Here is a 22773-nt window from a genome sequence, read left to right as displayed (position 1 = left end):
GGACAACATCAGGTCAGTGAGTCGGTGTCATGAGTCGGTGTCAGGTCTGTCTTTTGGACACAAAGATGACACCTTTGCGCTAAATCAAACGGTATCCTATTAGATACACGGCCCCCAATTTACGCTAATTTGGTAACCGACAAATCGCACGTTGAGAAGAATCAAAGGTGCGCGCCCACTGTCCGAATGACAGACCTGACACCGAATCAGGACACCGAATTGGCTTACTTCACCCGCTGCTTCTCGAGCTTGCGCGCCAGCGTGCGGCGGTGCATGCCCAACCGGCGGGCCGTTTCGGAGATGTTGAAGTCGGTCTCGGCCAGCACGGCGTGGATGCGCTCCCATTCCAGCGTCTTGATCGAGGTGGAACGCGCTGTCACTTCAATCTCCGCGCTGCCGGCCACGTGGCCGAACGCGGCTTCGATGTCGTCCGTGTTGGACGGTTTGGCCAGGTACTGGCAGGCGCCCAGCTTGATCGCTTCGACCGCCGTGTTGATGCTGGCGAAGCCGGTCAGCACGACGATCAGCATCTCCTCGTCATGCTGGTGCAGCATCTGCACGCAGGCCAGGCCAGAGGAGTTGCCCTTCAACTTGAGGTCGACCACGGCGTATCCGGGATCGTGTTCTTCCAGCAGCGCCGCCGCCTCCTCCTGGTTGGCGGCCACCAGCACCGTGTAGTCGCGCCGTTCGAACGAGCGGCTCAGGGTGCGCGCGAACGCGGCGTCGTCTTCGATAATCAGTAACAGTCGTTCATTCGGCATCGGCCGGCTCCTCTTGCAACACCAGCGCGGCCAGCGGCAGCCGCATTTGTACCGACGCGCCACCTTGCGGCCGGTTGCGTGCTTCGACCGTGCCGCCCAGCGTGCGGGCGACGTTCACGGACAGGAACAGTCCCAGCCCCCCGCCCGGCCGGCCCTTGCTCGAATTGTAGGGCTTGCCGAACTGGGCCAGGATCTCGGGCGCGAAGCCCGGTCCACTGTCGGCCACGGACATGACCAGCATGTCGTCCTCGCGGGTGGCGACAAAGCTCAGCCATTCGGGCGACGCTTCCAGCGCATTGTCGAGCACGTTGCAGATCATCTGTTTCAAGGCCGAGTCGAACACCACCGGCAAGTCCTCGCCGATGCGGTTGTAATAGTCGAACGAGGCCACAGGACGGCTGGCGCGCCATTCGGCCGTCAGCTGATCAAGAAAAGTGTGGATGGTGGTGCGCACGGACGATTCGCCGCGCGCTTCGCCAGCCGACAGCAAAATGCCGCTGACGATGGATTTGCACCGTTGCAGCTGGGTCTGCATTTCCGTGATGTCGTCCAGCAGGTCGGGGTTCTTGCTGACGGCGGGCATGCGGCGCCAGTCGCCCAGGATCACGGACAGCGTGGCCAGCGGCGTGCCCAGTTCATGCGCGGCGCCCGAGGCCAGCAAGCCCATACGGACGATGTGCTCTTCCTCGGCGGCGCGCTGGCGCAGCGCGGCCAGCTTGGCGTCGCCGGCGCGCAGGTTGTTGGTGATGCGGCGGATGAAGAACACCAGCAGCGCGGCGTCCAGCGCGAAGCACAGCAGCAGGCCTTGCACGTACAGGCTGAAGATGCCGCGGCTGTGATCCAGTTGCAGCGGCAGCGGCTTGGCGAACAGGGCCAGCCCGGCCAGGCACACGCTGGTGGCCAGCACGATGATCCAGGTGGCCCAGCCGCGCAGCAGCACGGCGCTCAGAATCACTTGCAGCAGGTAGAGGAAGGCGAACGGGTTGTTGGTGCCGCCGCTCAGGTAGAGCTGGGTCGTGAGGCTGATCACGTCCACCAGCAGGGACAGGAACAGTTCACTGTTCGTCACTTCCTGCTGTTCGCTCCAGCGCAGATGGCTGGCGACGTTGAAGGCGACCAGGCAGGCCACCACTTCCAGCATGTACGGCAGCGGCAGTTGCACGCCGAATACGATGGCGGCGATGACGATCGTCGTCACCTGCCCCGCCACGGCGATCCAGCGCAACTGGATCAGCAACAGCATGTTTTTATGTCCGGGCGCGCGGCCGCCTCTGACGGCCGCATTCCAGCGCTCCGTCAAGCCGGTTTCCCTGCCCTGGCCTTCATTTTGATTCTCCATCACGGCGTGTCCATTTGTCTCGCGTCAGCAACAGGCAAGCACCAGCGGCCATCAGGGCGAGCGCGAACCAGGTGAGCGCATAAACCAAATGGTTGTTGCGGAACGAAATCACGGTCAGCCCACCCACGGGGTGCGCGCCATCGGGCGACGCGGCGTCCGCATCCGCCTCGGCGTCGAGGAAGTACGGGGCCACGCGGCGCAAACGATGCGCGCCGGCGATGGCGTCCACGTCGCGCGAGTACCAGCGACTGGTGGCGGCGTCATTGTAACGCACCACGCTGCCACGCGGCTCGCTCAGGCGCAGCGGGCCGGTGATGGTGGTCTCGTCCGGACCGCCGGCCGCGTGCGGCAGGCAGCTGTTGGGCTGTGCGCGGGAGGGCGCGGCGGGGTTGTAGTCGCCGGGACGGGCTGGCACGAAGCCACGATTGATCAGTAATATGGTGCCATCGGGGCGGCACAGGGGCGTGAGCAGCCAGAAACCGGTGCCCTGCTCGGTGGATGCCTGGACCCGGGTGGAGAAATTGGGCAGCCAGTTGCCGGCCGCCGTGATACGCAGGTATTCGTCCGTCGTGGCCGTCAGGTGCGGCCACAGGGACGGACCGGGCGCGGGCACCGGCGCGGCATGCACGCGCTGGTTGACCCGTCCAATGAGATCGAGTTTCCATTGCAGGCGCCACAACTGCCAGCAGCCCAGCGCCAGGAAACCGGCCAACATCAGTGCGGCGCCGGCCAGCCATGCGAAACGCATGGTGGACCGGCGCCGCCGTCCGGCCGCTTCCATCATGGCATGTCGCGCATTTTCTGCACGACCGTGCCCACGTCCTGGGCCATGCCAGGCATCATGTTGTGGTTCAGGTGGTACATGACCCAGATCGAGCCGCTCAGCATGATCACCAGCAGCATGGTGGTGAACAGCAGCGCCAGCATGTTCCAGCCGCCTTCCGCTTTCGCGTTCATGTGCAGGAAGTAGACCATGTGGACGACGATCTGCACCGCCGCGATGGCCAGGATGACGAAGGCGGTGGTGCTCGATTTATCGAACACCTTGCCCATCACCATCCAGAACGGGATGGCCGTCAGGATCACGGACAGGATGAAACCGATCGCGTAAGTCTTCAGGCTGCCGTGGTTGGCGTGATCGTCATGGCCGTGGTGGCCGTGGTGGCCGTGCTCGTCGTGGCCGTGGCCGTGGTGATTGTGGTCGCTCATGGCAGCACTCCCATCAGGTAGACAAAGGTAAATACGCCGATCCAGACCACGTCCAGGAAGTGCCAGAACATCGACAGGCACATCAGGCGGCGGCCGTTCTCGGGCGTCAGGCCATGCTTGATGACCTGGAACATCAGGGTCACCAGCCACACGATACCGAACGTCACGTGCAGGCCGTGGGTGCCGACCAGCGCGAAGAACGAGGTCAGGAAACCGCTGCGCTGGGGACCGGCGCCTTCGGCGATCAGGTGCGCGAACTCTTGCAGTTCCAGGGTCAGGAAGCAGGCACCGAGCACGCCGGTGATGGCCAGCCACACCAGGGTGGCGGTCTTCTGCTTCTTGGCCATGGTCAGCATGGCGAAGCCGTAGGTGATCGACGACAGCAGCAGGAACGCCGTGTTCAGGGCCACCACAGGCAGCTCGAAGATCTCGGCGCCCGAGGGGCCGCCCGCGTAGTTGCGGCCCAATACGGCGTAAGTCGCGAACAGGCAGGCGAAGATCAGGCAGTCGCTCATCAGGTACAGCCAGAAACCGAGCAGCGTGCCGTTTTCCGGGTGGTGCTCGAGCACGTAGTAACGCGCGCTCGGGTCGGCGCTCATGGCGCCGGCGGGGATATTAGCGTTCATCTCAGGCAGCACTTTCCAGCAGACGGGTACGATCGTTCTCAACGCGGGTCACATGGTCCGCCTTGATGTAGTAATCGCGGTTGTAATTGAACGTGTGGATGATGATGGCGGCCATCATCACGACGAAGCTCACGCCGGCCAGCAGCCACATATTCCAGATCAGGGCGAAGCCCACCACGGCGCTCAGGGCGGCGATGATGAAGCCGGCGCCGGTGTTCTTCGGCATGTGGATGTCGACGTAGCCTTTCAGCGGACGCTGGTAGCCATTCTTCTTCATGTCGGCCCAGGTGTCGTTATCGTGCACCATCGGCGTGAAGGCGAAGTTGTAGTCCGGCGGTGGCGACGAGGTCGACCACTCCAGCGTACGGCCGCCCCATGGGTCGCCCGTCACGTCGCGCAGCGTGGCGCGGTTCTTGAAGCTCACGTAGAACTGCATCAGCATGGCGCCGATACCGCCGGCGATCATCACGGCGCCAACGGCGGCGATGATGAACCAGATGTGCAGCGAAGGATCTTCGAAGTGGCTCATGCGGCGGGTCACGCCCATCAGGCCCAGTACGTACAGGGGCATGAAGGCCAGGTAGAAGCCGATGGTCCACAGCCAGAACGACCACTTGCCCCAGTAGCTGTCGAGCTTGTAGCCGAAGGCTTTCGGGAACCAGTAGTTGATACCGGCGAACAGGCCGAACACCACGCCGCCGATGATGACGTTGTGGAAGTGGGCGATCAGGAACAGCGAGTTATGCAGCACGAAGTCGGCTGGCGGCACGGCCAGCAGCACGCCCGTCATACCACCGATGACGAAGGTGATCATGAAGCTGATGGTCCACATCATGGGCAGTTCGAAGCGGATACGGCCGCGGTACATGGTGAACAGCCAGTTGAAGATCTTGGCGCCGGTCGGGATCGAGATGATCATCGTGGTGATGCCGAAGAACGAGTTGACGCTGGCGCCCGACCCCATGGTGAAGAAGTGGTGCAGCCACACCAGGTAGGACAGGATGGTGATCACGACGGTCGCGTACACCATCGAGGTGTAGCCGAACAGGCGCTTGCTGCAGAAGGTGGACACCACTTCCGAGAAGATGCCGAACACGGGCAGCACCAGGATGTAGACCTCGGGGTGGCCCCAGATCCAGATCAGGTTCACGTACATCATGGCGTTGCCGCCCATGTCGTTGGTGAAGAAGTTGGTGCCGAACATGCGGTCCAGCGACAGCATGGCCAGCACGGCCGTCAGCACGGGGAAAGCGGCCACGATCAGCACGTTGGTGCACAGGGCGGTCCAGGTGAAGACAGGCATCTTCATCATGGTCATGCCGGGGGCGCGCATCTTGATGATGGTGACGATCAGGTTCACGCCCGACAGCAGCGTGCCCACACCGGCGATCTGCAGCGACCAGATGTAGTAGTCCACGCCCACGTCGGGGCTGGCCAGGATGCCCGACAGGGGCGGATAGGCGAGCCAGCCGGTGCGGGCGAATTCACCCACGAACAGCGACACCATGGTCAGGCCGCCGCCGAACACCGCCATCCAGAACGAGAAGTTGTTCAGGAACGGGAAGGCGACGTCGCGCGCGCCGATCTGCAGCGGCACCACGTAGTTCATCAGGCCCGTCACCAACGGCATGGCGACGAAGAAGATCATGATCACGCCGTGGGCGGTGAAGATCTGGTCGTAGTGGTGCGGTGGCAGGAAGCCGTTGGCGTCGCCGAACGACAGCACTTGCTGGGCGCGCATCATCAGTGCGTCGGCGAAGCCGCGCAGCAGCATCACGAGGCCGAAGATCATGTACATGATGCCGATCTTCTTGTGGTCGATACTGGTCACCCAGTCGCGCCACAGGGGGCCCCACAGGCGGAATTTGGTGAGCAGGCCGAGGACGAGCGCGCCGCCCAGCGCCACCATGGCGAAGGTGCCGAGCAGGATAGGCTCATGGAACGGAATCGCATCCCAGCTCAGCCGGCCGAGTAGGAGCTTGGTCAGGTCAGTATGGTCTTGCATTGTCAGTCTTCTGCGAAGTGGATGGGGTAACGCAAATCTCGGCGCCGTTCAGGGCCACGCGGCCATCCTTTTCAGGGGCGGCGTTCTTTTGCGCGTCGGCGGCCATCATGGCGTTGATGCAGGTGCTGCCATCGGCCACGCAGCGGTTCACGACTTTGCTGAACAGTTCAGCATCGACGGCGCCGTAGTGGCGCACCGGCTCGCGTTCGCTGGGCTGGGCCAGCTGCTGGTAACCAGCGCGGCTCAGTTCGCCACCGGCGGACTTGGCCGACTTGATCCAGTCGCCGAACTCGGCCTGGCTCACGCCGCGGTACTTGAAGCGCATGTGCGAGAAACCGGCGCCGCTGTAGTTGGCCGAGAAGCCTTCCCACTCGCCGGGCTTGTTGATCACGGCGTTGAGCGTGGTCTGCATGCCGGGCATGGCGTAGATCTGGCCGGCCAGCGCGGGGATGTAGAACGCGTTCATCACGGTCGAGGCGGTGATCTGGAACCGCACGGGCACGTCGACCGGGGTCACCAGTTCATTCACGGTGGCGATACCCTGCTCCGGATAAATGAACAGCCACTTCCAGTCCAGCGCCACCACTTGCACCACCAGCGGCTTGACGTCGGCGGCCACGGGACGGTTGGCGTCGATGCGGCTCAGGGGACGGAACGGATCGAGCAAGTGGGTGCTGATCCAGGTCAGCAGACCCAGCACGATGATGATCAGCAGGGGCGCACCCCAGATCACCAGCTCCAGCTTGGTCGAGTGGTCCCAGTCCGGGTCATACTTGGCCTGGGTATTGTTCTGGCGATAACGCCATGCGAACAGGAGGGTCAGTGCGATTACCGGAACGATAATCAGCAGCATCAACAGCGTAGCGACAACGACGAGGTGTCCCTGCTGAGCAGCAATGTCACCGGAAGGATTGAGCACCACCGTATTACAGCCGGCCATGGCCAGCAGGGGGAGCAGCATCAGTCCGCGACGAACGGTCGGAGAAATCATGCGGTTTTATGCGTTACACAAAGTGGAGATCATGCTACTGTAACGGTAACGGCTCGCTCTGGCGATTGGACACTTTGCCCCACCCCCACGGGCGTGACCGTCTATTAAAACGACTTAGAGACGACAACCATGGCAAATACGACTACTTTCGGCGGCAATGGCCGCGTCGACTATCCACCGCGTCATACCGACAGCGGCGCCCGCAACATCAACTCGCGCGACGGGCATATCGCCCCCGGCGAGATCGCAATCGGCGTCGTGATCGGCAGGGCCTCTGAATATTTCGACTTTTTCGTCTACGCCATCGCATCCGTGCTGGTGTTTCCTTCCATCTTCTTCCCGTTTGACGGTCGTCTCGAAGGCACGCTGTACGCCTTCGCCATCTTCGCCTTCGCCTTCATCGCCCGCCCGTTCGGCACGCTGGCGTTCATGTACATACAACAACGGTTCAACCGCGAGACCAAGCTGACGCTGGCGCTCGTGCTGCTGGGCGCCTCCACGGCCGGCATCGCCTTCCTGCCGACCTATGCCACGCTGGGGCCGCTGTCCATCCTGCTGCTGTCGGTGCTGCGGGTGGGCCAGGGCGTGGCGCTGGGCGGCTCGTGGGACGGCCTGCCCTCGCTGCTGGCGCTGAACGCGCCGCCCAACAAGCGCGGCTGGTACGCCATGCTGGGCCAGTTGGGCGCGCCGGTCGGCTTCATCCTGGCCGCCGGGCTGTTCTCGTTCCTGCTGTCCACGCTCGACAATACGGACTTCCTCGACTGGGGCTGGCGCTATCCGTTCTACGTGGCCTTCGCCATCAACGTGGTGGCCCTGTTCGCCCGCTTGCGGCTGGTGTCCACCACGGAATATTCACGCCTGCTCGATGAACGGGAACTGGAGCCGACCAATGTGATCGAAATGTCGCACAGCCAGGGCCGCAACATCCTGATCGGCGCGCTGGCCGCGCTGGCCAGCTACGCCCTGTTCCACCTGGTGACCGTGTTCCCGCTGTCGTGGATCAACCTGTATTCGAGCCGTTCGATCGCCGACTTCCTGCAACTGCAGATGGGCGGCGCGGTGCTGGCCGCCGTCGGCATCGTGCTCTCCGGCCTGATCGCGGACCGCTTCGGCCGCCGCAGCACGCTCGGTGCGCTGGCCGTGCTGATCGGCGTGTTCAGCGGCTTCGTGCCGATGCTGATGGATGGCGGCGCGCTGGGCCAGAACGTGTTCATCCTGACCGGCTTCTGCCTGCTGGGTCTGTCCTACGGCCAGGCGGCCGGCGCCGTGACGGCCAACTTCGAAGCCAAATACCGCTACACGGGCGCGGCCCTGACCTCGGACCTGGCCTGGCTGGTGGGCGCCGGCTTCGCGCCGCTGGTGGCGCTGGGGCTGTCGGCCCACTTCGGCCTGGCCTACGTCAGCCTGTACCTGCTGTCGGGCGCGGTGGGTTCGCTGGCCGCCCTGAGCCTGAACCGGGCGCTGGAGATTCGGGACTAAGCCTGACGGGGCGCTAGCCCACACGACGGGGAGGGTCGCCTGACGGGCGCCCTCCCCGTTTTACTTTTCCACACCCGCCCTCCGCAACACCGTTGTTTATCAGCAACAGCCTTATCATGGATCAAGTTCTTGCACTGGGAGTAATTACGCGCCTCTGCCGCGACGATTTATTCTTGTAATTGAACAAGCATTATTTCCGGGCCGACCGAATAATGATCAGCAGCAGCTGTGCCATTCACAACCGAATGCCGCCAGAAATCCGATACACTGCCAGCTTTCCACGATTCGCCCCCACAGGCTACACCTTCGCCGGCACCCCAAGATGACCCAACCATTGCCCACGCCAGAGCAGCCCATGTTCTTTGTGCGGCCATCGCAACTGGCACAGATGCGCGATCCGCTGCACGCCAGCTGGAACCGCGCACTGGCCTCCCGCGATGCCACGCCCCCGTCGGGCATCGATCTCACGCAACTGATCGACTTCAGCAAGATGAACGAAGTGTTCGCCAGCTACCTGGAAGTGATCGGCTTGCCGGTGGCGGTCATCGACTTCAACGGCGTGGTGCTGGCGTCGTCGAACTGGCAGCGGCTGTGCATGGAATACCACCGCAACCATGAGGGCACCCTCAGCCGCTGCCTGGAAAGCGACACCAGCCTGTCGCGCCAGATGCAGGACGGCACCAATTACGCCATCTACCGCTGCAGCAATGGTTTGACGGACTGCGCCTCGCCCATCATCGTCGACGGCCAGCATATCGCCAACCTGTTCATTGGCCAGTTCTTCCTGCAGCCGCCCGACCTGGCCTATTTCGAGGGCCAGCGCGCACAATTCGGCTTTGAGCGCGACAGCTATTTCAAGGCGCTGGCGGAAGTGCCCATCGTGGCCGAAGAACGGGTGCCATCCATATTGAAGATGCTGGTCGGTTTCGCCAATCTGCTGGCCACGCAAAGCCTGGCCGAACACCGGGCCCGCACCGCCTACCTGGACGTCGAGCGGCAAGTGATCGAACGTACCCAGGCACTGGCCCGCAGCGAGCAGCGCATGCGCGCCATCATTGAACTATCGCCCATCCCCAAGGCCACGGTGACGGCCGACGGCCACATCTCCTATGTCAATGCGGCCTTCAGCCGCAGTTTCGGCTTTACCCTGGCCGAGGTCGCGACCATGGACGCGTTCTGGACCCGCGTACTGCCCGAGCCGCGGGCGCGGGCGGCCGCCGTCGCCACCTGGTGCGATCGGCTGAACGAATCCGTCGCCAAGGGCTTGCCGTTCCAGCCCACGGAACTGGCGCTGACCTGCCAGGATGGCGACGTACGCACCGTGATCGCTGAAACCGTGTCCATCGGCGGCGAGGCCGGCGGCGAGGACAGCCGCCTGATCGTGTTCTACGACATCACGCAGCTGAAACGGGCCGAATCGGCGCTGCGCGAAGCGAAAGAGCGCGTGGAAGCGGCCGCCTCGGCCGGCATTGTCGGCATCTGGGACTGGGACGTGGTCAACAACCGGCTGGTGTGGGACCAGGTGATGTACAAGCTGTACGGCCTGCGCGAAGGCGATTTCGGCGGCGCGTTCGACGCCTGGGCCGCCTCCATCCACCCGGACGACCGCGCCCACGTCGAGCGGGAAATCCAGGCCGCGCTGCGCGGCGAGCGCGAATACGCGCTTGAATTCCGGGTGCTGTGGCCTGACGGCTCCACCCATTACCTGAAAGCGGTGTCGCAAACCACGTTCGACGCGCAGGGCAAGCCCTTGCACATGATGGGCGTGAACTACGATACGACGGCGCAAAAGGAGATCCAGCTGCAACTGGACAAGCTGGCCTATTACGACCTGCTGACCGGCCTGCCCAACCGCCGCCTGCTGGAGGACCGGCTGCAGCAAGCGATCGCGCTGGCGCAGCGCAAGCGGCGCAAGGTGGGCGTGCTGTTCATCGACCTGGACCGCTTCAAGCAAGTCAACGACCTGCACGGGCATCAGGCGGGCGACTGGCTGTTGAAGGAAGTGGCCAAGCGCGCCAAGGCTTGCCTGCGCGCGTCGGACACGCCCTCGCGGCTGGGCGGTGACGAGTTCGTGGTGCTGCTGCCGGACGTGCTGAACATGGACGACGCCGTCAGCGTGGCCGAGAAGATCCGCGCCAGCCTGGCGCTGCCGTTCACCATGGATGACGGCCAGCTGCTCGACATCTCCTCCAGCATCGGCGTGGCGCTCTATCCCGACCAGGCGGACGACGCCCGCAAGCTGCTCATGTGCGGCGACGAAGCCATGTACAAGGCCAAGCAAGGCGGCCGCAACGCCGTGGTGGCCTGCGCCTGACCGCGGTGATTCCCGGCCGCCGGCACCAGCGCCAGCGCTAATAGGTCGAGGCCGCGTCGGACTGCTGGACCTGGCCCCGGTGGCTGTGGCCGTACCATTGGTAGTTGTTGCGCCCCCGCTCCTTGGCGCGGTACATGGCCACGTCGGCGTTCTTCATCATCGTCATCAGGTCGGCCCCGTCCTGCGGATAACAGCTGATGCCGATGCTGATGGTGACGCTGATCTCATGCTGGTCGAAATGGAAATTGGGCGTCATGGCGGCCATGATCTTGCGTGCCGTCTGGTTGATGGCATCGGTATCGGTCTTCTCCGTCACCAGCACCACGAATTCGTCGCCACCGAGGCGGGCCACCATGTCCGTCTGGTGCACATTGGCCGTCAGGCGGGCGGCCACTTCCTGCAGCAGCTTGTCGCCGGCGTCGTGGCCCAGTTCGTCGTTGATGATCTTGAAGCGGTCCACGTCGATGAACATCAGCGCGAACGCGCCCCCCTCCAGGGACTTCCTGCATAGCTGCTCATCGAGCGCCTCCATGAACATGGCCCGGTTCGGCAAGGCCGTCAATTCGTCGTAGAAGGCGCGCCGCTGCAATTCCTGCTGGTAGCGCTTGCGCTGTTCGATATTGTTCAAGGCCGTCAGCACGCATTCCTGGCCGTCAAAAACGATGCACTGGCACGACATCGAGGCCCAGAACGGCACGCCGTGCGCGTCCTGCAGGCGCACCTCCCAGTCCGCCACGCTGCGATGCTGGCGCAGATGCGCGAGCAGCACGTCGCGGTCTTCGCCGCGCAAGTAGAAGTCGGCCGGCCGCATCAGCGCCAGCGCCGCGGCCGGCCATTTGAATTGTCTGAGGGCATGCTCGTTGGCGAGCAGAATCGTATTGTCGCTGGTCCGGACGATCACGATGGGCAAGGGCGCGAACTGGAGCAGCCCCCGCAATTGCTGCTCGCCGTAGCGCAGCGCGCGCTCGACCCGCTCGCTTTGCCGCACCATGCGCTGCGAGAACAGGAACGCGGCCACCAGCAGCACGGACACGCCCACGAACATCAAGGCCAGCAGGATCACCTTGGTGGTGCGGAAGGCCCGGCCCAGGGTGGACGAAAAATCGTCCTCCAGCGGCTTCAGGGTTTGGTTGATGACGTTCAACTCGTGCAGCCGGGGCAGCATGGCTTCGTCGGCGGTGTCGCCGGCGCGCACGGCCTGCCGGATCTGCTCCCCCAGCGCCATCAGGCGGTCGATCTGGGCATCGGCCCGGGCCCAGATGGTGATGGCCTGGTCGATGTCGGGAATGTGGCGGAAGTGGCGGAACAGGCCGATCATGCCATCGATATCGTCGGGATGGTTGCGCCCCTGCAGGAAACCGGCGCGGGCGCGCGCCAGATCGGGATGGGGCTGTTCCAGTTCAAGCCGGGCCTGGCGGTCGCCCAGGATCACGTTCAGCGCTTGCCGGTAGGCCTGGAAGTCCTCTTCGCGCTGGTAGCGCCCGTAGCGCCCCAGCGCGAACACGGCATCTTTCTGGGCCTTTGACCACAAGCCTTCGCCGCCCACGTAGGCGCGACCGGCCGACAGCAAACCGATGCCGTAATAGGAAAACAGCAATACCACCACGATAATGGCCGAGAACAGCCACGCGATCAGGATCAGGCGCCGGCTGCTGGCGCCGTTGGCATGTACCGGTTCGATGTGCAGGGATTCGGCCATCTGTTCGCTTTTCGATATCGCAGCATGTCCGTCATGCGCGCGGACGGCTGACGTAAATGATACTCCCGTCCCGTCAGCGCTGCACGGCCACGAGCACAGGGGTGTGTTTCCTGGCAACTAGCAAGATGAGCATACCAGCTTGCCATTGGTCCAATATACATATTCTCTCACAGTTTCTCACGGGAAACAATTGCATGTAAAACTTGCCCTATGGGCATTTTTACGCAAAACTGATTGCGCTTTATTTCACCCTACGAAAAGGACGGCCCATGCCCACCCCAACCGCACGTCCCCAGACGCTCGCCAGTCTTATCCTGATTGGCCTGTTCAGCCTGGGTTTGCACGCCCCCGCCCACGCGGCCGACACCAAACCGGAAGCGAAAGCCGACGCCAAGAGCGAGATCGAGCTGCCGCCCCTGTCCGAGGACAAGAAAGTCCACCAATCCATCACCCTGAACGGCAAGGTGCTTAATTACGACGCCACCGTGGGCGCCATCAAGGTGCGCGACGCCAAGGGCAAGGTCACGGCCGAAGTGGTGTACACCTCGTACGTGGTGCCGGGCGCGGACGCCAAACGCCCCGTCACCTTCGCCTTCAACGGCGGACCGGGCGCCGCTTCCGTCTACCTGAACCTGGGCGCCATCGGCCCCAAGCGGGTGCAGTTCGGCGACGCCGGCAACGTGCCGTCCGATTCGTCTGAACTGAAGGACAACGGGGCCACCTGGCTCGACATGAGCGACCTGGTGTTCATCGACCCGGTGGGCACCGGCTTCAGCCGCTCGCTGGAGGACGCCGACAAGACCAAGGCCGATTTCTACGCCACCGAACCGGACATCAAATACCTATCGCGCGTGGTGTACGACTGGCTGGTCAAGAATGGCCGCCTGCGCTCGCCCAAGTTCGTGATGGGCGAATCCTACGGCGGCTACCGGGCGCCGCGCATCGCCTACCACCTGCAAACCCAATTGGGCGTGGGCGTGAAGGGCCTGATCATGGTGTCGCCGTACCTGGACCCGGCCGCCATCGGCGACGACTCGGCCCTGTCGCCGCTGCCGTGGATGATCAACCTGCCGTCGATGGCCGCCGTGCAGCTGGAAAGCCAGCGCCGCCTGACGCCGGCCGCCATGCAGGAAGTGGAATCGTATGTGCGCAAGCAGTACGCGCTGGACCTGTTCGCGGGCCGTTCTGATCCGGCCGCCATCGAACGCCTGGTGGGCAAGGTGTCGGGCCTGACGGGGGTCGATGCGCAAGTGGTGGGCCGGCTCGATGGCCGCCTGGACATCGGCACCTTCCTGCGTGAAGTGCACCGCGCCGACAAGAAGATCGGCTCCATCTACGACGCCAACGTGACTGCCTGGGACCCATTCCCGGAATCGGCCGACCGCAAGTCGGGCGACCCTATCCTGGACGCGCTGATCGCGCCCACCACCAGCGCCATGGTGGACTTCATCACGCGCGAGGTGGGCTGGAAGACGGAGGCGCGCTACAACGCGCTGTCGTATGACGTGAATCATGCCTGGGACCGGGCCGCCACCAACAAGGACAAGCCGGTGAGCGACCTGCGCATGGCCATCGCCAACGATCCCAACATGGGTGTGCTGATCGTACATGGCTATAACGACCTGGCTTGTCCCTACTTCGCCTCGCGCCTGATCATCGACCAGATGCCCAAGATGGGCAGCTCGCCGGTGCGGCTGTCGGTCTACCCCGGCGGCCACATGTTCTACAGCCGCGACGCCTCGGCGCAAGCGTTCAAGCGCGACGCGCGGGCGCTGTACGGCCTGTAATCAGCGCGCTTCAGCGCAGTAAGCCGGCCGCTTCGGCGGCCGGCACGTGATCCAGGTCGGGCCGGCGCCACGGGTCCACGTGGGTCATCAGGTTCAATACGCGGTGGCGTTGCAGCACGCGCTGGCGCGCCACCACGGCGATGTCGTGGCCCTGCTCCACGGTCAGCATGGCATCCACTTCCAGGTGGGCGTCCACCACGATCAGGTCGCCCATCTTGCGGGTGCGCACGTCATGCACGCCGCTCACGCCGGGCGTCTCCAGCAGCGTGCTGCGGATCGCCTCCACTTCCAGTTCGTCGGCGGCGCGGTCCATCAAGTCGTGCAGCGCATCCCAGCCGAACTCCCAGCCCATTTTCGAAATCAGGAAGCCGACGATCAGCGCCGCGATCGGGTCCAGGATGGGATAGCCCATCAGGTTGCCGGCGATACCGATGCCCACCACCAACGACGACGCCGCGTCCGAGCGCGCATGCCAGGCATTGGCCACCAGCATACTGGACTTGACGCGCGTGGCCACGGCCAGCATGTAGCGGAACAGCGTTTCCTTGGCCACCAGCGCGGCGGCGGCTACCCACAGCGCGGCCACATGCACCTGCGGGATCGCATCCGGTTTTTGCAGCTTGGCGATGGCGGACCACAGCATGCCCACGCCCACGCCCAGCAGCAGCAAGCCAAGCACCAGCGAGGCGGCAGTCTCGAAACGCTGGTGGCCGTAGGGGTGATCCTGGTCCGCGTCTTTCTTGCTGTGGTGGCTGGCGAACAGCACCACGAAGTCCGCCACCAGGTCCGACAGCGAGTGGATACCGTCCGCGATCAAACCCTGCGAACGGGAGAACACCCCAACGCCCACCTGGAGGCTGCTCAACACCAGGTTGATGGCGACGCTGACCCAGGTACTGCGGCTGGCGGCCGCCGCGCGCTCCTGCACGCTGTGCTGGGATTCTTCCTGGTCGTCTTCAAGCTGGTCAAAATTCATGGGCGGTGGGCTTTCTTGTGATGAGGAGTGCGGACGTTACAGCCGCCATTTTACGACGGGACGGCGCGCCGCGTGGCGGCCACCCTTATTCCTGCAGCAGCACCGAGGCGCCGCGCGCCAGCGCGCCAGCCACGGCCAGCGCATCCCAGTTGGTCAGGCGTATGCAGCCATGCGATTGCGTCTTGCCGATATTGCCCGGTTCCGGCGTGCCGTGGATGCCGTAATGCTTCTTGCTCAGCTCTATCCACACGGCGCCGACCGGGTTGTTGGGACCGGCCGCGATCATGGCCTTGGCGTCATTGCGCCTGGCGTCCCAGAACAGCTTGGGGTCATAGCGGTAGACGGGGTTGCGCACCACAGCCATGACCTTCCACTGGCCGTAGGGCAGCGGATCGTGCTCGCTGCCGGTGCTGGCCGGGAACTGGGCGAACGGCATGCCGCCGGCGTCGAGCAGCGTGAGGGTGCCGTCGGCCCGGCCGACCATCAGCGCCGTGGCCTTGGGCAGCGGACTGGCCGCCAGCACGTTGGGCACGACAATCTGTTCACCCGCGCGGTTCAGGTGCTTGCCGGGATTGAGCCGCTTGAGCAGCGCCGGGCTGCAATGAAAGCGTTCGCCCAGCGCCTCGGCCACGTTCGCGTAACCCAGCGTGGGCAGCCGGGCCTTGTCCGCCATGCTGGCCGGCGCCGCCGCGTAGGGCCCGGCCGCGTCCTGCGCCGTGATCATGTAGCTGCCCAGTATGGGCTCCTTGTCCTGCGCCAGCAGCGACCAGGTGGCCGCGTCGATGGCGCCTGTCACCTTCAACTGGTGCAATTTCTGGTAGCCGCTGATGGCGAGACGCAGGTTGCGGCTATAAGTGCCGTCGATCTCGCCGGACGAAAAGTGGGCGCGGTCCAGCAGCACCTGTGCCCGCAGCACATTGGCGCCCTTGGTGCGGGGGCCGATGGTGGCGGTGACGGGCAACTGGTTGATGGCGGCCGGATTGGGCGCGGCGACCTCCTTGTCCGGCGCGGCCAGCGCGGCAGGCGTGGCACCGGGCAGTGCGAGGCAGGCCGCCAACGACAACAAAAGACGGGGTGTTCTCAAGCGGAGTTCTTCCAGGGCGTATTTTCGTGACGCAAGATTATGACACCGGACGGCCAGCCGGCGCCACCGCGCGCGGCAATCGTGCGCGCCCCATGGCGGCAGGACACAGGGGGGCGTCCCATTTTTTTCGGTTTTACTAAATTGCGCGATACCTTACTAATTCACTGTAGCCAGTGCTATTCCATGCTACTTAGCGTCAAATCGCGCGACGAAACCGTACTAAATGACGCTAACGCCATATCGCTATTTAGTGTGATTTAGTGTTTCCGGGATGGCCATTTTAGTAAGGAATAGCGCGTTCCCGTATCGTTTCGCTAGCTATCGCGGCGTATAGAAAACCGCATCCCGGACGAGAACCACCCCGCATCCCCCGCGGCAGGGCAACGCCCTCAAGGCTGCAAACCCGCCTGCTTGTCGCGGAAGAAGGACCACGCCTCCTCCGCTATCTCCACGTCGCCGTTCTGCGGCCCCAGCATCATGCGGTACATCCATTTCAGCCGCTTGACCATGCTCGGCTCAGTGTGGCCGCCCTTGTCTACGCGGATCAGCGCCACTTGCAGCTTGCGGGGATCGGCGCCCCATGTGGTACGGGTGGCGCGCGTGACGTCGGCCACGTCGCGGTGCGGGAATTCCATCGACACCCCGGCCGCCGGTAACTGGTCCAGCTGGCGCCATTCGGCCACCGCCTCCTCCACCGGCACCACGGAGCCGCGCTGGCGCAACATGGCGAAGCGGATGTCGCCGCCCGCATAGGGGACGATGGGATCGGCCGTGCCGGCCACGATCAGGGCCGACACGGGCGTCCTGGGCGCGGCACACCCGCTCTTGGCCGCCATGGATGCGCCCACGGTGGCGAAGCCGGCCAACCGCGCGCCGCTCTCGGTGGCCAGCCGGAACGCCATGATGCCACCGTTGGACATGCCCATCACGTACACCCGCGCCGGATCGGCATGGTGTTCGGCCACGGCCTTGTCGATCACCGCGTTAAGGAAGCCCACGTCGTCGCTGTGGGGATTCGAGACGGCGTCGGAACGGCAATCGTTCCAGCCCGATTTGCCGTCGCTGCCCAAAGTGCCGTCCGGCGCCAGCACCAGCAACTGCTCGCGGTCGGCGATGTGCAGCCACATGGACAAGGGCGCCGCGATGCGCTCGCGCCCCAGCACCTGGGCGGCCGATCCCACATGGCCATGCAACACGATGACGAGTGGATGACGGCCCGGCGCCGGCTGGTCCGGGGTAGCCAGCAGATAGTGGCGCGCGCCGTCGGGCCGGGCCAGTTCGTAGGACGTGATCTGGGCCGCGCCCACGGCATGGGCCACGCCGGCCAGCAACAAGCCGGCGGCGGCCCGGGACAGGATGGATTTCACGGGATTGCGCCTTTCCTTGGTCCATTAGCTCCGGCGATACTGCCACAGAACACGATGACGGGCAATCAAGCTTGCCCGCCCCGCCACCCGGCCTGGCCCGGACGCCACACCAAATGCCCAGCCAGCGCAACACCCAAACGGCAGCCACTTGATCCGGCGATGGTTGCCACGCCCTTTTCCGCAACACGCCACTGATATAATCGACGCATGGGAATGACACGCACGACTCGCCTTTTCGCCGCCTGGATCGCCTGCCTGGCCATCCTGTTCGCTGCGTTCGCGCCATCGATTTCCCACGCGCGCGCCGCCGCGACCGGCGCCGGCTGGATGGAGGTATGCAGCACGGCGGGCGCCAAGCTGGTGGACATGAATGCTGGCCAGGGCCTGGACATGCAACTGCCGGCCGCCGGCGGTGTCGACACCTCCCACCTCGATCATTGCCCATTTTGCTACACCCATGGCGGCGCCCCGCTGGCCCTGCCGGGCGCGCAACTGACGCTGCCCGCCTTCGCCGCGCAAGACACCCATCCCTTCCTGTTCTATCACGCCCCGCGCCCGCTGCCCATCTGGACGGCGGCGCACCCGCGCGCACCACCTTCCGCAACGATCTAAGCCTCACTGACGCTGGCTGCCCAGGCGCACTGCGCGCCGCCGGGCTCCGGTTCGTGCCGTCAATTCGCGCCCTGTTCCCGCATCCGAAACGCCTTAGGCGGCGGCATGCGGTCCGGCGCGCCGGCCTGCGTCCCAAAATAACAAGATCAGTGCAGAAGGATAGCTCCATGAAGTCGCACCACACCCCCATCGCCGCGGCCCTGCTCGCGGCTTTCGCCTGCACCTGCGCCGGCGCCCTGGCGGACGACGCCATTTTCGACAGCGGTCTGCAGGAAGTCGTGATCAAAGGCGAAAAACGCGCCACCGTGGCGCCGGTCGTCACCACCGAGTCCATCACAGCCTCCCAGATCGAGGCCAGCATCAACGCCGTCACCACGGCCGAAGTGCTCAACTACCTGCCCAGCATGCACGTGCGCGAGCGCTACGCGGGCGACCGCAACGGCATCCTCGTCATGCGCGTCAACAGCTCGATCTCCAGCGCACAGACCACCGTGTACGCGGACGACCTGCTGTTGTCGAACTTCCTCAACAACAGCTTCAGTACCGCGCCCCGCTGGGGCATGGTGGCGCCGGTGGAAATCGAGCGGGTGGACGTGCTGTATGGCCCATTCTCCGCGCTCTACCCCGGCAACTCGGCCGGCGGCATCGTGATGATGACTACCCACATGCCGGAACGCTTCGAAGCCCACGCCGGCGTTGACCTGATCAGCCAGGACTTCAAGCTGTACGGCACCAGCCAGCACTACAACGGGACCCACGCCAGCGCCGCCCTCGGCAACAAGGCCGGCCCGTGGTCGTACTGGATCACGGCCGATCACCTGGACAACCACGGCCAGCCCCAAACCTTTGGCGCGGCCACCAAACCCCTACCCAAGGACTCCCCCAAGGCCGGCACGGCCTACACCTCCGTCAGCGGCGAACTGCGCGACACAGATACCAGCGGCAACCCGCGCATCATCACCAGCGCCATCGGCGCCGACCACACGGTACAGGATACCGACAAGATCAAGCTCGCCTACGACTTCAGCCCCACCGTGCGCGCCATGTACACGCTGGGCATCTGGCAGAACAAGTCCACCACCGACGTCACCGCCTACCTGCGCGACAACGCGGGCAATCCCGTCTACAACACGGCATCCAGCGGCGCGGGCAAATATGTCAAGTTCGCCGGCGACAGCAATTACTACACGCTGGCCGGCACCTCGCCCGGCTACAGCGAAAGCCGCCACCTGATGCATGGCCTGTCGCTCAAGTCGGACACGGGCGGCACGTGGGACTGGGAAGCCATCGCCAGTCTGTACGCGCAGGACATGGACCGCAGCCGCAGCGCCGCCAACACGGGCAGCCTTACGGATTCCGGCACGGGCGCCCAACGCCCCGCCGGCACGCTCACCGTGGCCGACGGCACCGGCTGGCGCAACCTGGACCTGCGCGGCACCTGGCGCGCCGACGGCACGGCCACCAGCGCCCACATCCTCAGCTTCGGCTATCACGTGGACCGCTACACCCTCAAGTCGGTCACCTCGGCCGTGGCGTCGGACTGGCTGTATGGCGACGCGGCGGCCAAACCGTCCAGCAATTCCTACGGCAAGACGGAAACGCAGGCTCTGTACCTGCAGGATGCGTGGCGCCTGGCGCCGGCCTGGCGCCTGGTGGCGGGGGCGCGCGCCGAACACTGGCGCGCCTTCGACGGCAGCAACTACAACGCGGCCAACGTGCCCGCCTACCAGCAACTGAACTACGCGGCCCGCAGCAGCACCGACATCTCGCCCAAACTGGGCCTGTCCTGGCTGGCCAACACCGAGTGGACGCTGCGCGCCGCGCTGGGCAAGGCCGTGCGCTACCCCACCGTGGCCGAGATCTTCCAGGTCATCAGCCTGCCCAACAACGTCAAGCAGAACGATCCCAACCTCAAGCCCGAGCGCGTGGTATCGGGCGAACTGGTGGCGGAGCGCCACTTCCAGCGCGCCAGCCTGCGCTCGTCGCTGTTCTGGGAAGCCAAGCGCGACGCGCTGATCTCGCAATCGGACGTCACCGTCACGCCCAACATCTCCAGCATCCAGAACGTGGACAAGGTGCGCACCTACGGCATCGAGGAAGCGTTCGACGCGCGCGACTGGCTGCTGCGCGGCCTGGACGTGAACGGCAGCGCCACCTGGACCCGCACCACCATCACGGGCGATACCCGCAACCCCGGTCTGGTAGGCACCGACCAGCCCCGCATTCCCGACTGGCGCGCCACGCTGGTGGCCACGTACCACGCCACCGACCGCATGGCACTCAGTGTCAGCTACCGCTTCAGCGGCCGCCAGCACAATGCGCTTTACAATACGGCCACCCACCAGTACAACGACGTCAATCCCAACGTGTACGGCGCCGTGAGCCATTACAGCGTGTTCGACACCAAGCTGCTGTACAACGTGAACGAGCGCTGGTCGGCGGCGCTGGGCATCAACAACATCGGCAATTTCAAGTACTACGTGAACCCGAACCCGTATCCGCAGCGCACCCTGTTCGCCAGCGTCAAATATGACTACTAATACAACCATGAAGCGGAACACTGCGATGCGACCATTATCTTTCCAGGCATGCACCATGCAGCAAATCGTCAATTCCATCCGTACGCGCGGCTGGCCCGCGCTGGCGGCGTTGGCGATGTTGACGTCAGGCGCCGCCAGCGGCACCGCCGGCGCGCAGGCCATGCCCCAGGGGCACACAATGAAGCCCGCCAAACCGGCCGAACTGGGCACGGCCGCCGCCATCGACGCGCGCGGCGCCATCTGGACCGTCAGCAAGGAGCTGGACGGCGCGGCCCAATATCTGGTGCTGCGCAAGTCCGACGACGACGGCGCCAGCTGGTCGGCGCCCACCCGCATCCTGAGCGAACCGGAAGCCATCGCGGCCGATGGCGAAAGCCGTCCCAAGCTGCTGTTCGGCCCCAAGGGCGAGTTCTACATCAGCTACAGCAAGCCGCTGGCCAAGCCCTACACGGGCGACGTGCGCTTCATCCGTTCGCTCGACGGCGGCCACACCTTCTCGGCCCCCGTCACCGTGCACGCCGACCGTGCCATCATCACCCACCGCTTCGACGCCATGACCATCGACCCGCAAGGCCGCATCTACGTGGCCTGGATCGACAAGCGCGACGTCGAACAGGCCCGCGCGCGCCAGCAGGACTACAGCGGTGCGGCCGTCTACTACGCGATGTCCGACGACCGCGGCACCAGCTTCCACGGCGACTACAAGGTGGCCGACCATAGCTGCGAATGCTGCCGTATCGCCTTCACCACCAGCCCGGACGGCAAGGCCATGGCCCTGTGGCGCCACGTGTTCGCCCCCAACGTGCGCGACCACGCGCTGGCCGAACTGACGCCGTCCGGCGCCGTCGCCACGCCCACCCGCGCCACCTTCGACGACTGGCACGTGGATGCCTGCCCGCACCAGGGCCCGGCGCTCGCCTACGCTGCCGACGGCACCCGCCACCAGGCGTGGTTCACCGTCAAGGGCGAGGATGGCGGCGTCTATTACGCCAGCGCGGCGCCGGGCAAGCCGCTGGGCGCCCCGGTCAAGCTCGGTTCCGACCAGGCCGACCATGCCGCCATCGCCGTCGATGGCCGCAACATCGTGCTGGCGTGGCGCCAGTTCAACGGCAAGGCCACCGCCATCATGGGCCGCGTCTCGCGCGATGCGGGCCAGACCTGGCGCGAAACGGAACTGGCCAGCACGGCGCAAGCGTCGGACCATCCGCAACTGCTGCAGGGCCGCAGCGGCATCGTGCTCGTGTGGCGCACCGCGGCCGAAGGCGTGCGCGTGGTGCCTGTCAAACTGGAGGAAAAATAATGAAACGCTTGATCGCAACCGTCTTAATGTCCCTATCCATGTCGCTGGGCGCAGGGGCCGGCGCCCAGACCGCCGAAGCCAGACTGCCCGTGGCCTCGTTCGAAGCGGACAGCCTGACGCAGATCGTGCGTACGCACGCGGGCAAGCCGTTCGTGCTGATCCTGTGGTCGCTGGACTGCGTGTACTGCCAGGCCAGCCTGAACGCGCTGGCGGAACAGAAGCGCAACCACCCGGAACTGGACATCGTGACCCTGTCGACCGACGGCGTGGGCGATCCGCAAACGGACGCGCTGGTGGAGCAGCGCCTGCGCAAGCTGGCCCTGACCGGCAACGCCTGGGGCTTCGGCGCGGCGCCGGCTGAACAACTGCGCTACGCGATCGATCCCAAATGGCATGGCGAGATGCCCAGAAGTTACTGGTTCGACGCCCAAGGCCGGCGCACGGCCCATTCCGGCGTGGTCACGCCCGCCACCATTGAGCGACTGGCGGGCAAGAACCAACTTTAAGTCGCGGGACTGGTCAAGTGTATTAATCCAGGCTTGAGCTGACAGGAGGTATGAGGTGTACTGTCAATAGTGGACACTTCCGTTTCAAGCCGCCAGCGCCTGTTTGCTGAAATCAGCGGCAAACGACGCTGGTGATACGTAGCCAAGGCGCGAATGACGCCGCTGGCGGTTATAGAAG

At 64.8% G+C, this 22773-nt stretch carries 18 protein-coding genes; 7 read left to right on the top strand and 11 right to left on the bottom strand.

Going from position 1 to position 22773, the window contains the following annotated elements:
• Positions 1 to 224 precede the first annotated feature (224 nt).
• Genes H3H39_RS26545 through cyoA form a run of 7 tightly spaced genes read right to left on the bottom strand, consistent with a single transcriptional unit; the run spans position 225 to position 6931 of the window.
• Entirely contained in the window at positions 225 to 761 is a 537-nt protein-coding gene (locus tag H3H39_RS26545) for a response regulator transcription factor (protein ID WP_182157466.1), read from the bottom strand.
• Positions 751 to 2100 carry an ATP-binding protein gene (locus H3H39_RS26540; RefSeq protein ID WP_182157464.1) on the bottom strand — a complete coding sequence of 450 codons (1350 nt, stop codon included), beginning with the start codon at positions 2098 to 2100 and terminating at the stop codon, positions 751 to 753. Before H3H39_RS26540 ends, H3H39_RS26545 begins: the two co-directional genes overlap by 11 nt.
• Positions 2084 to 2848 carry an SURF1 family protein gene (locus tag H3H39_RS26535; protein ID WP_229218328.1) on the bottom strand — a complete coding sequence of 255 codons (765 nt, stop codon included), beginning with the start codon at positions 2846 to 2848 and terminating at the stop codon, positions 2084 to 2086. Before H3H39_RS26535 ends, H3H39_RS26540 begins: the two co-directional genes overlap by 17 nt.
• Positions 2849 to 2880: 32 nt before the next feature.
• On the bottom strand, positions 2881 to 3309 hold the full coding sequence (gene cyoD, locus H3H39_RS26530) for a cytochrome o ubiquinol oxidase subunit IV (RefSeq protein ID WP_182157463.1): 429 nt from the start codon (positions 3307 to 3309) through the stop codon (positions 2881 to 2883).
• Positions 3306 to 3935, bottom strand: coding sequence for a cytochrome o ubiquinol oxidase subunit III (gene cyoC / locus H3H39_RS26525; protein ID WP_229218327.1), 630 nt, complete (start codon positions 3933 to 3935; stop codon positions 3306 to 3308). The genes cyoD and cyoC overlap by 4 nt, the downstream gene beginning before the upstream one ends.
• Before the next feature lies 1 nt (position 3936).
• A complete protein-coding gene (cyoB, locus tag H3H39_RS26520) occupies positions 3937 to 5940 on the bottom strand; it encodes a cytochrome o ubiquinol oxidase subunit I (RefSeq protein ID WP_182157461.1) in 2004 nt (667 codons plus the stop codon).
• Positions 5924 to 6931, bottom strand: a complete 1008-nt coding sequence (cyoA, locus tag H3H39_RS26515; protein WP_182157459.1) for a ubiquinol oxidase subunit II — start codon at positions 6929 to 6931, stop codon at positions 5924 to 5926. The genes cyoB and cyoA overlap by 17 nt, the downstream gene beginning before the upstream one ends.
• 129 nt (positions 6932 to 7060) lie before the next feature.
• On the opposite strand from cyoA, the gene H3H39_RS26510 reads away from it, so the two are divergent.
• The gene (locus H3H39_RS26510) at positions 7061 to 8410 is read left to right on the top strand and encodes an MFS transporter (RefSeq protein ID WP_182157457.1); all 1350 of its coding nucleotides are present in this window, start codon (positions 7061 to 7063) and stop codon (positions 8408 to 8410) included.
• A 322-nt stretch (positions 8411 to 8732) separates the two neighbouring features.
• Positions 8733 to 10724 (top strand): diguanylate cyclase, encoded by a 1992-nt coding sequence (locus H3H39_RS26505; protein WP_182157456.1) that lies wholly within the window; start codon positions 8733 to 8735, stop codon positions 10722 to 10724.
• A 37-nt stretch (positions 10725 to 10761) separates the two neighbouring features.
• Here the strand turns inward: H3H39_RS26505 and H3H39_RS26500 are convergent, their stop codons facing one another.
• Entirely contained in the window at positions 10762 to 12423 is a 1662-nt protein-coding gene (locus H3H39_RS26500; protein WP_182157455.1) for a sensor domain-containing diguanylate cyclase, read from the bottom strand.
• A 269-nt stretch (positions 12424 to 12692) separates the two neighbouring features.
• On the opposite strand from H3H39_RS26500, the gene H3H39_RS26495 reads away from it, so the two are divergent.
• A complete protein-coding gene (locus tag H3H39_RS26495) occupies positions 12693 to 14210 on the top strand; it encodes a S10 family peptidase (RefSeq protein WP_182157449.1) in 1518 nt (505 codons plus the stop codon).
• Between the two features lie 10 nt (positions 14211 to 14220).
• Here the strand turns inward: H3H39_RS26495 and H3H39_RS26490 are convergent, their stop codons facing one another.
• From H3H39_RS26490 to H3H39_RS26480, 3 genes are all read right to left on the bottom strand, one after another.
• Positions 14221 to 15186: a cation diffusion facilitator family transporter gene (locus H3H39_RS26490; RefSeq protein WP_182157447.1), complete on the bottom strand. Its 966-nt coding sequence runs from the start codon at positions 15184 to 15186 to the stop codon at positions 14221 to 14223.
• 85 nt (positions 15187 to 15271) lie between these two features.
• Entirely contained in the window at positions 15272 to 16270 is a 999-nt protein-coding gene (locus tag H3H39_RS26485; RefSeq protein ID WP_229218326.1) for a L,D-transpeptidase family protein, read from the bottom strand.
• Positions 16271 to 16659: 389 nt separating this feature from the next.
• Complete coding sequence (locus tag H3H39_RS26480) at positions 16660 to 17637, bottom strand: CE1 family esterase (RefSeq protein WP_311196995.1); 978 nt, start codon at positions 17635 to 17637, stop codon at positions 16660 to 16662.
• Between the two features lie 213 nt (positions 17638 to 17850).
• Here H3H39_RS26480 and H3H39_RS26475 point away from each other — a divergent pair, with 213 nt between their 5' ends.
• From H3H39_RS26475 to H3H39_RS26460, 4 genes are all read left to right on the top strand, one after another.
• Positions 17851 to 18249: a DUF2946 domain-containing protein gene (locus tag H3H39_RS26475; protein WP_182157446.1), complete on the top strand. Its 399-nt coding sequence runs from the start codon at positions 17851 to 17853 to the stop codon at positions 18247 to 18249.
• A 167-nt stretch (positions 18250 to 18416) separates the two neighbouring features.
• Entirely contained in the window at positions 18417 to 20789 is a 2373-nt protein-coding gene (locus H3H39_RS26470; protein ID WP_182157444.1) for a TonB-dependent receptor, read from the top strand.
• A gap of 25 nt (positions 20790 to 20814) precedes the next feature.
• The gene (locus H3H39_RS26465) at positions 20815 to 22089 is read left to right on the top strand and encodes a sialidase family protein (RefSeq protein ID WP_182157442.1); all 1275 of its coding nucleotides are present in this window, start codon (positions 20815 to 20817) and stop codon (positions 22087 to 22089) included.
• Positions 22089 to 22595, top strand: coding sequence for a thioredoxin domain-containing protein (locus tag H3H39_RS26460; RefSeq protein ID WP_182157441.1), 507 nt, complete (start codon positions 22089 to 22091; stop codon positions 22593 to 22595). Before H3H39_RS26465 ends, H3H39_RS26460 begins: the two co-directional genes overlap by 1 nt.
• The last annotated feature ends 178 nt before the right edge of the window (positions 22596 to 22773 follow it).

This window comes from Rugamonas apoptosis (genome assembly GCF_014042355.1).
In the GTDB taxonomy this organism is placed as follows: domain Bacteria; phylum Pseudomonadota; class Gammaproteobacteria; order Burkholderiales; family Burkholderiaceae_D; genus Rugamonas; species Rugamonas apoptosis.
The sequence above is the reverse complement of the archived record's forward strand: the minus strand, read 5'-3'. Positions and strand labels throughout refer to the sequence as shown.

Coding starts and splice junctions, on each gene's coding strand:
- H3H39_RS26500 (WP_182157455.1), bottom strand. CDS start 12,423: ATGGCCGAATCCCTGCACATCGAACCGGTACATGCCAACGGCGCCAGC.
- H3H39_RS26505 (WP_182157456.1), top strand. CDS start 8,733: ATGACCCAACCATTGCCCACGCCAGAGCAGCCCATGTTCTTTGTGCGG.
- H3H39_RS26540 (WP_182157464.1), bottom strand. CDS start 2,100: ATGGAGAATCAAAATGAAGGCCAGGGCAGGGAAACCGGCTTGACGGAG.
- H3H39_RS26495 (WP_182157449.1), top strand. CDS start 12,693: ATGCCCACCCCAACCGCACGTCCCCAGACGCTCGCCAGTCTTATCCTG.
- H3H39_RS26470 (WP_182157444.1), top strand. CDS start 18,417: ATGAAGTCGCACCACACCCCCATCGCCGCGGCCCTGCTCGCGGCTTTC.
- H3H39_RS26460 (WP_182157441.1), top strand. CDS start 22,089: ATGAAACGCTTGATCGCAACCGTCTTAATGTCCCTATCCATGTCGCTG.
- H3H39_RS26475 (WP_182157446.1), top strand. CDS start 17,851: ATGACACGCACGACTCGCCTTTTCGCCGCCTGGATCGCCTGCCTGGCC.
- cyoC (WP_229218327.1), bottom strand. CDS start 3,935: ATGAACGCTAATATCCCCGCCGGCGCCATGAGCGCCGACCCGAGCGCG.
- cyoD (WP_182157463.1), bottom strand. CDS start 3,309: ATGAGCGACCACAATCACCACGGCCACGGCCACGACGAGCACGGCCAC.
- H3H39_RS26490 (WP_182157447.1), bottom strand. CDS start 15,186: ATGAATTTTGACCAGCTTGAAGACGACCAGGAAGAATCCCAGCACAGC.
- cyoA (WP_182157459.1), bottom strand. CDS start 6,931: ATGATTTCTCCGACCGTTCGTCGCGGACTGATGCTGCTCCCCCTGCTG.
- H3H39_RS26545 (WP_182157466.1), bottom strand. CDS start 761: ATGCCGAATGAACGACTGTTACTGATTATCGAAGACGACGCCGCGTTC.
- H3H39_RS26510 (WP_182157457.1), top strand. CDS start 7,061: ATGGCAAATACGACTACTTTCGGCGGCAATGGCCGCGTCGACTATCCA.
- H3H39_RS26465 (WP_182157442.1), top strand. CDS start 20,815: ATGCGACCATTATCTTTCCAGGCATGCACCATGCAGCAAATCGTCAAT.
- cyoB (WP_182157461.1), bottom strand. CDS start 5,940: ATGCAAGACCATACTGACCTGACCAAGCTCCTACTCGGCCGGCTGAGC.
- H3H39_RS26535 (WP_229218328.1), bottom strand. CDS start 2,848: ATGCGTTTCGCATGGCTGGCCGGCGCCGCACTGATGTTGGCCGGTTTC.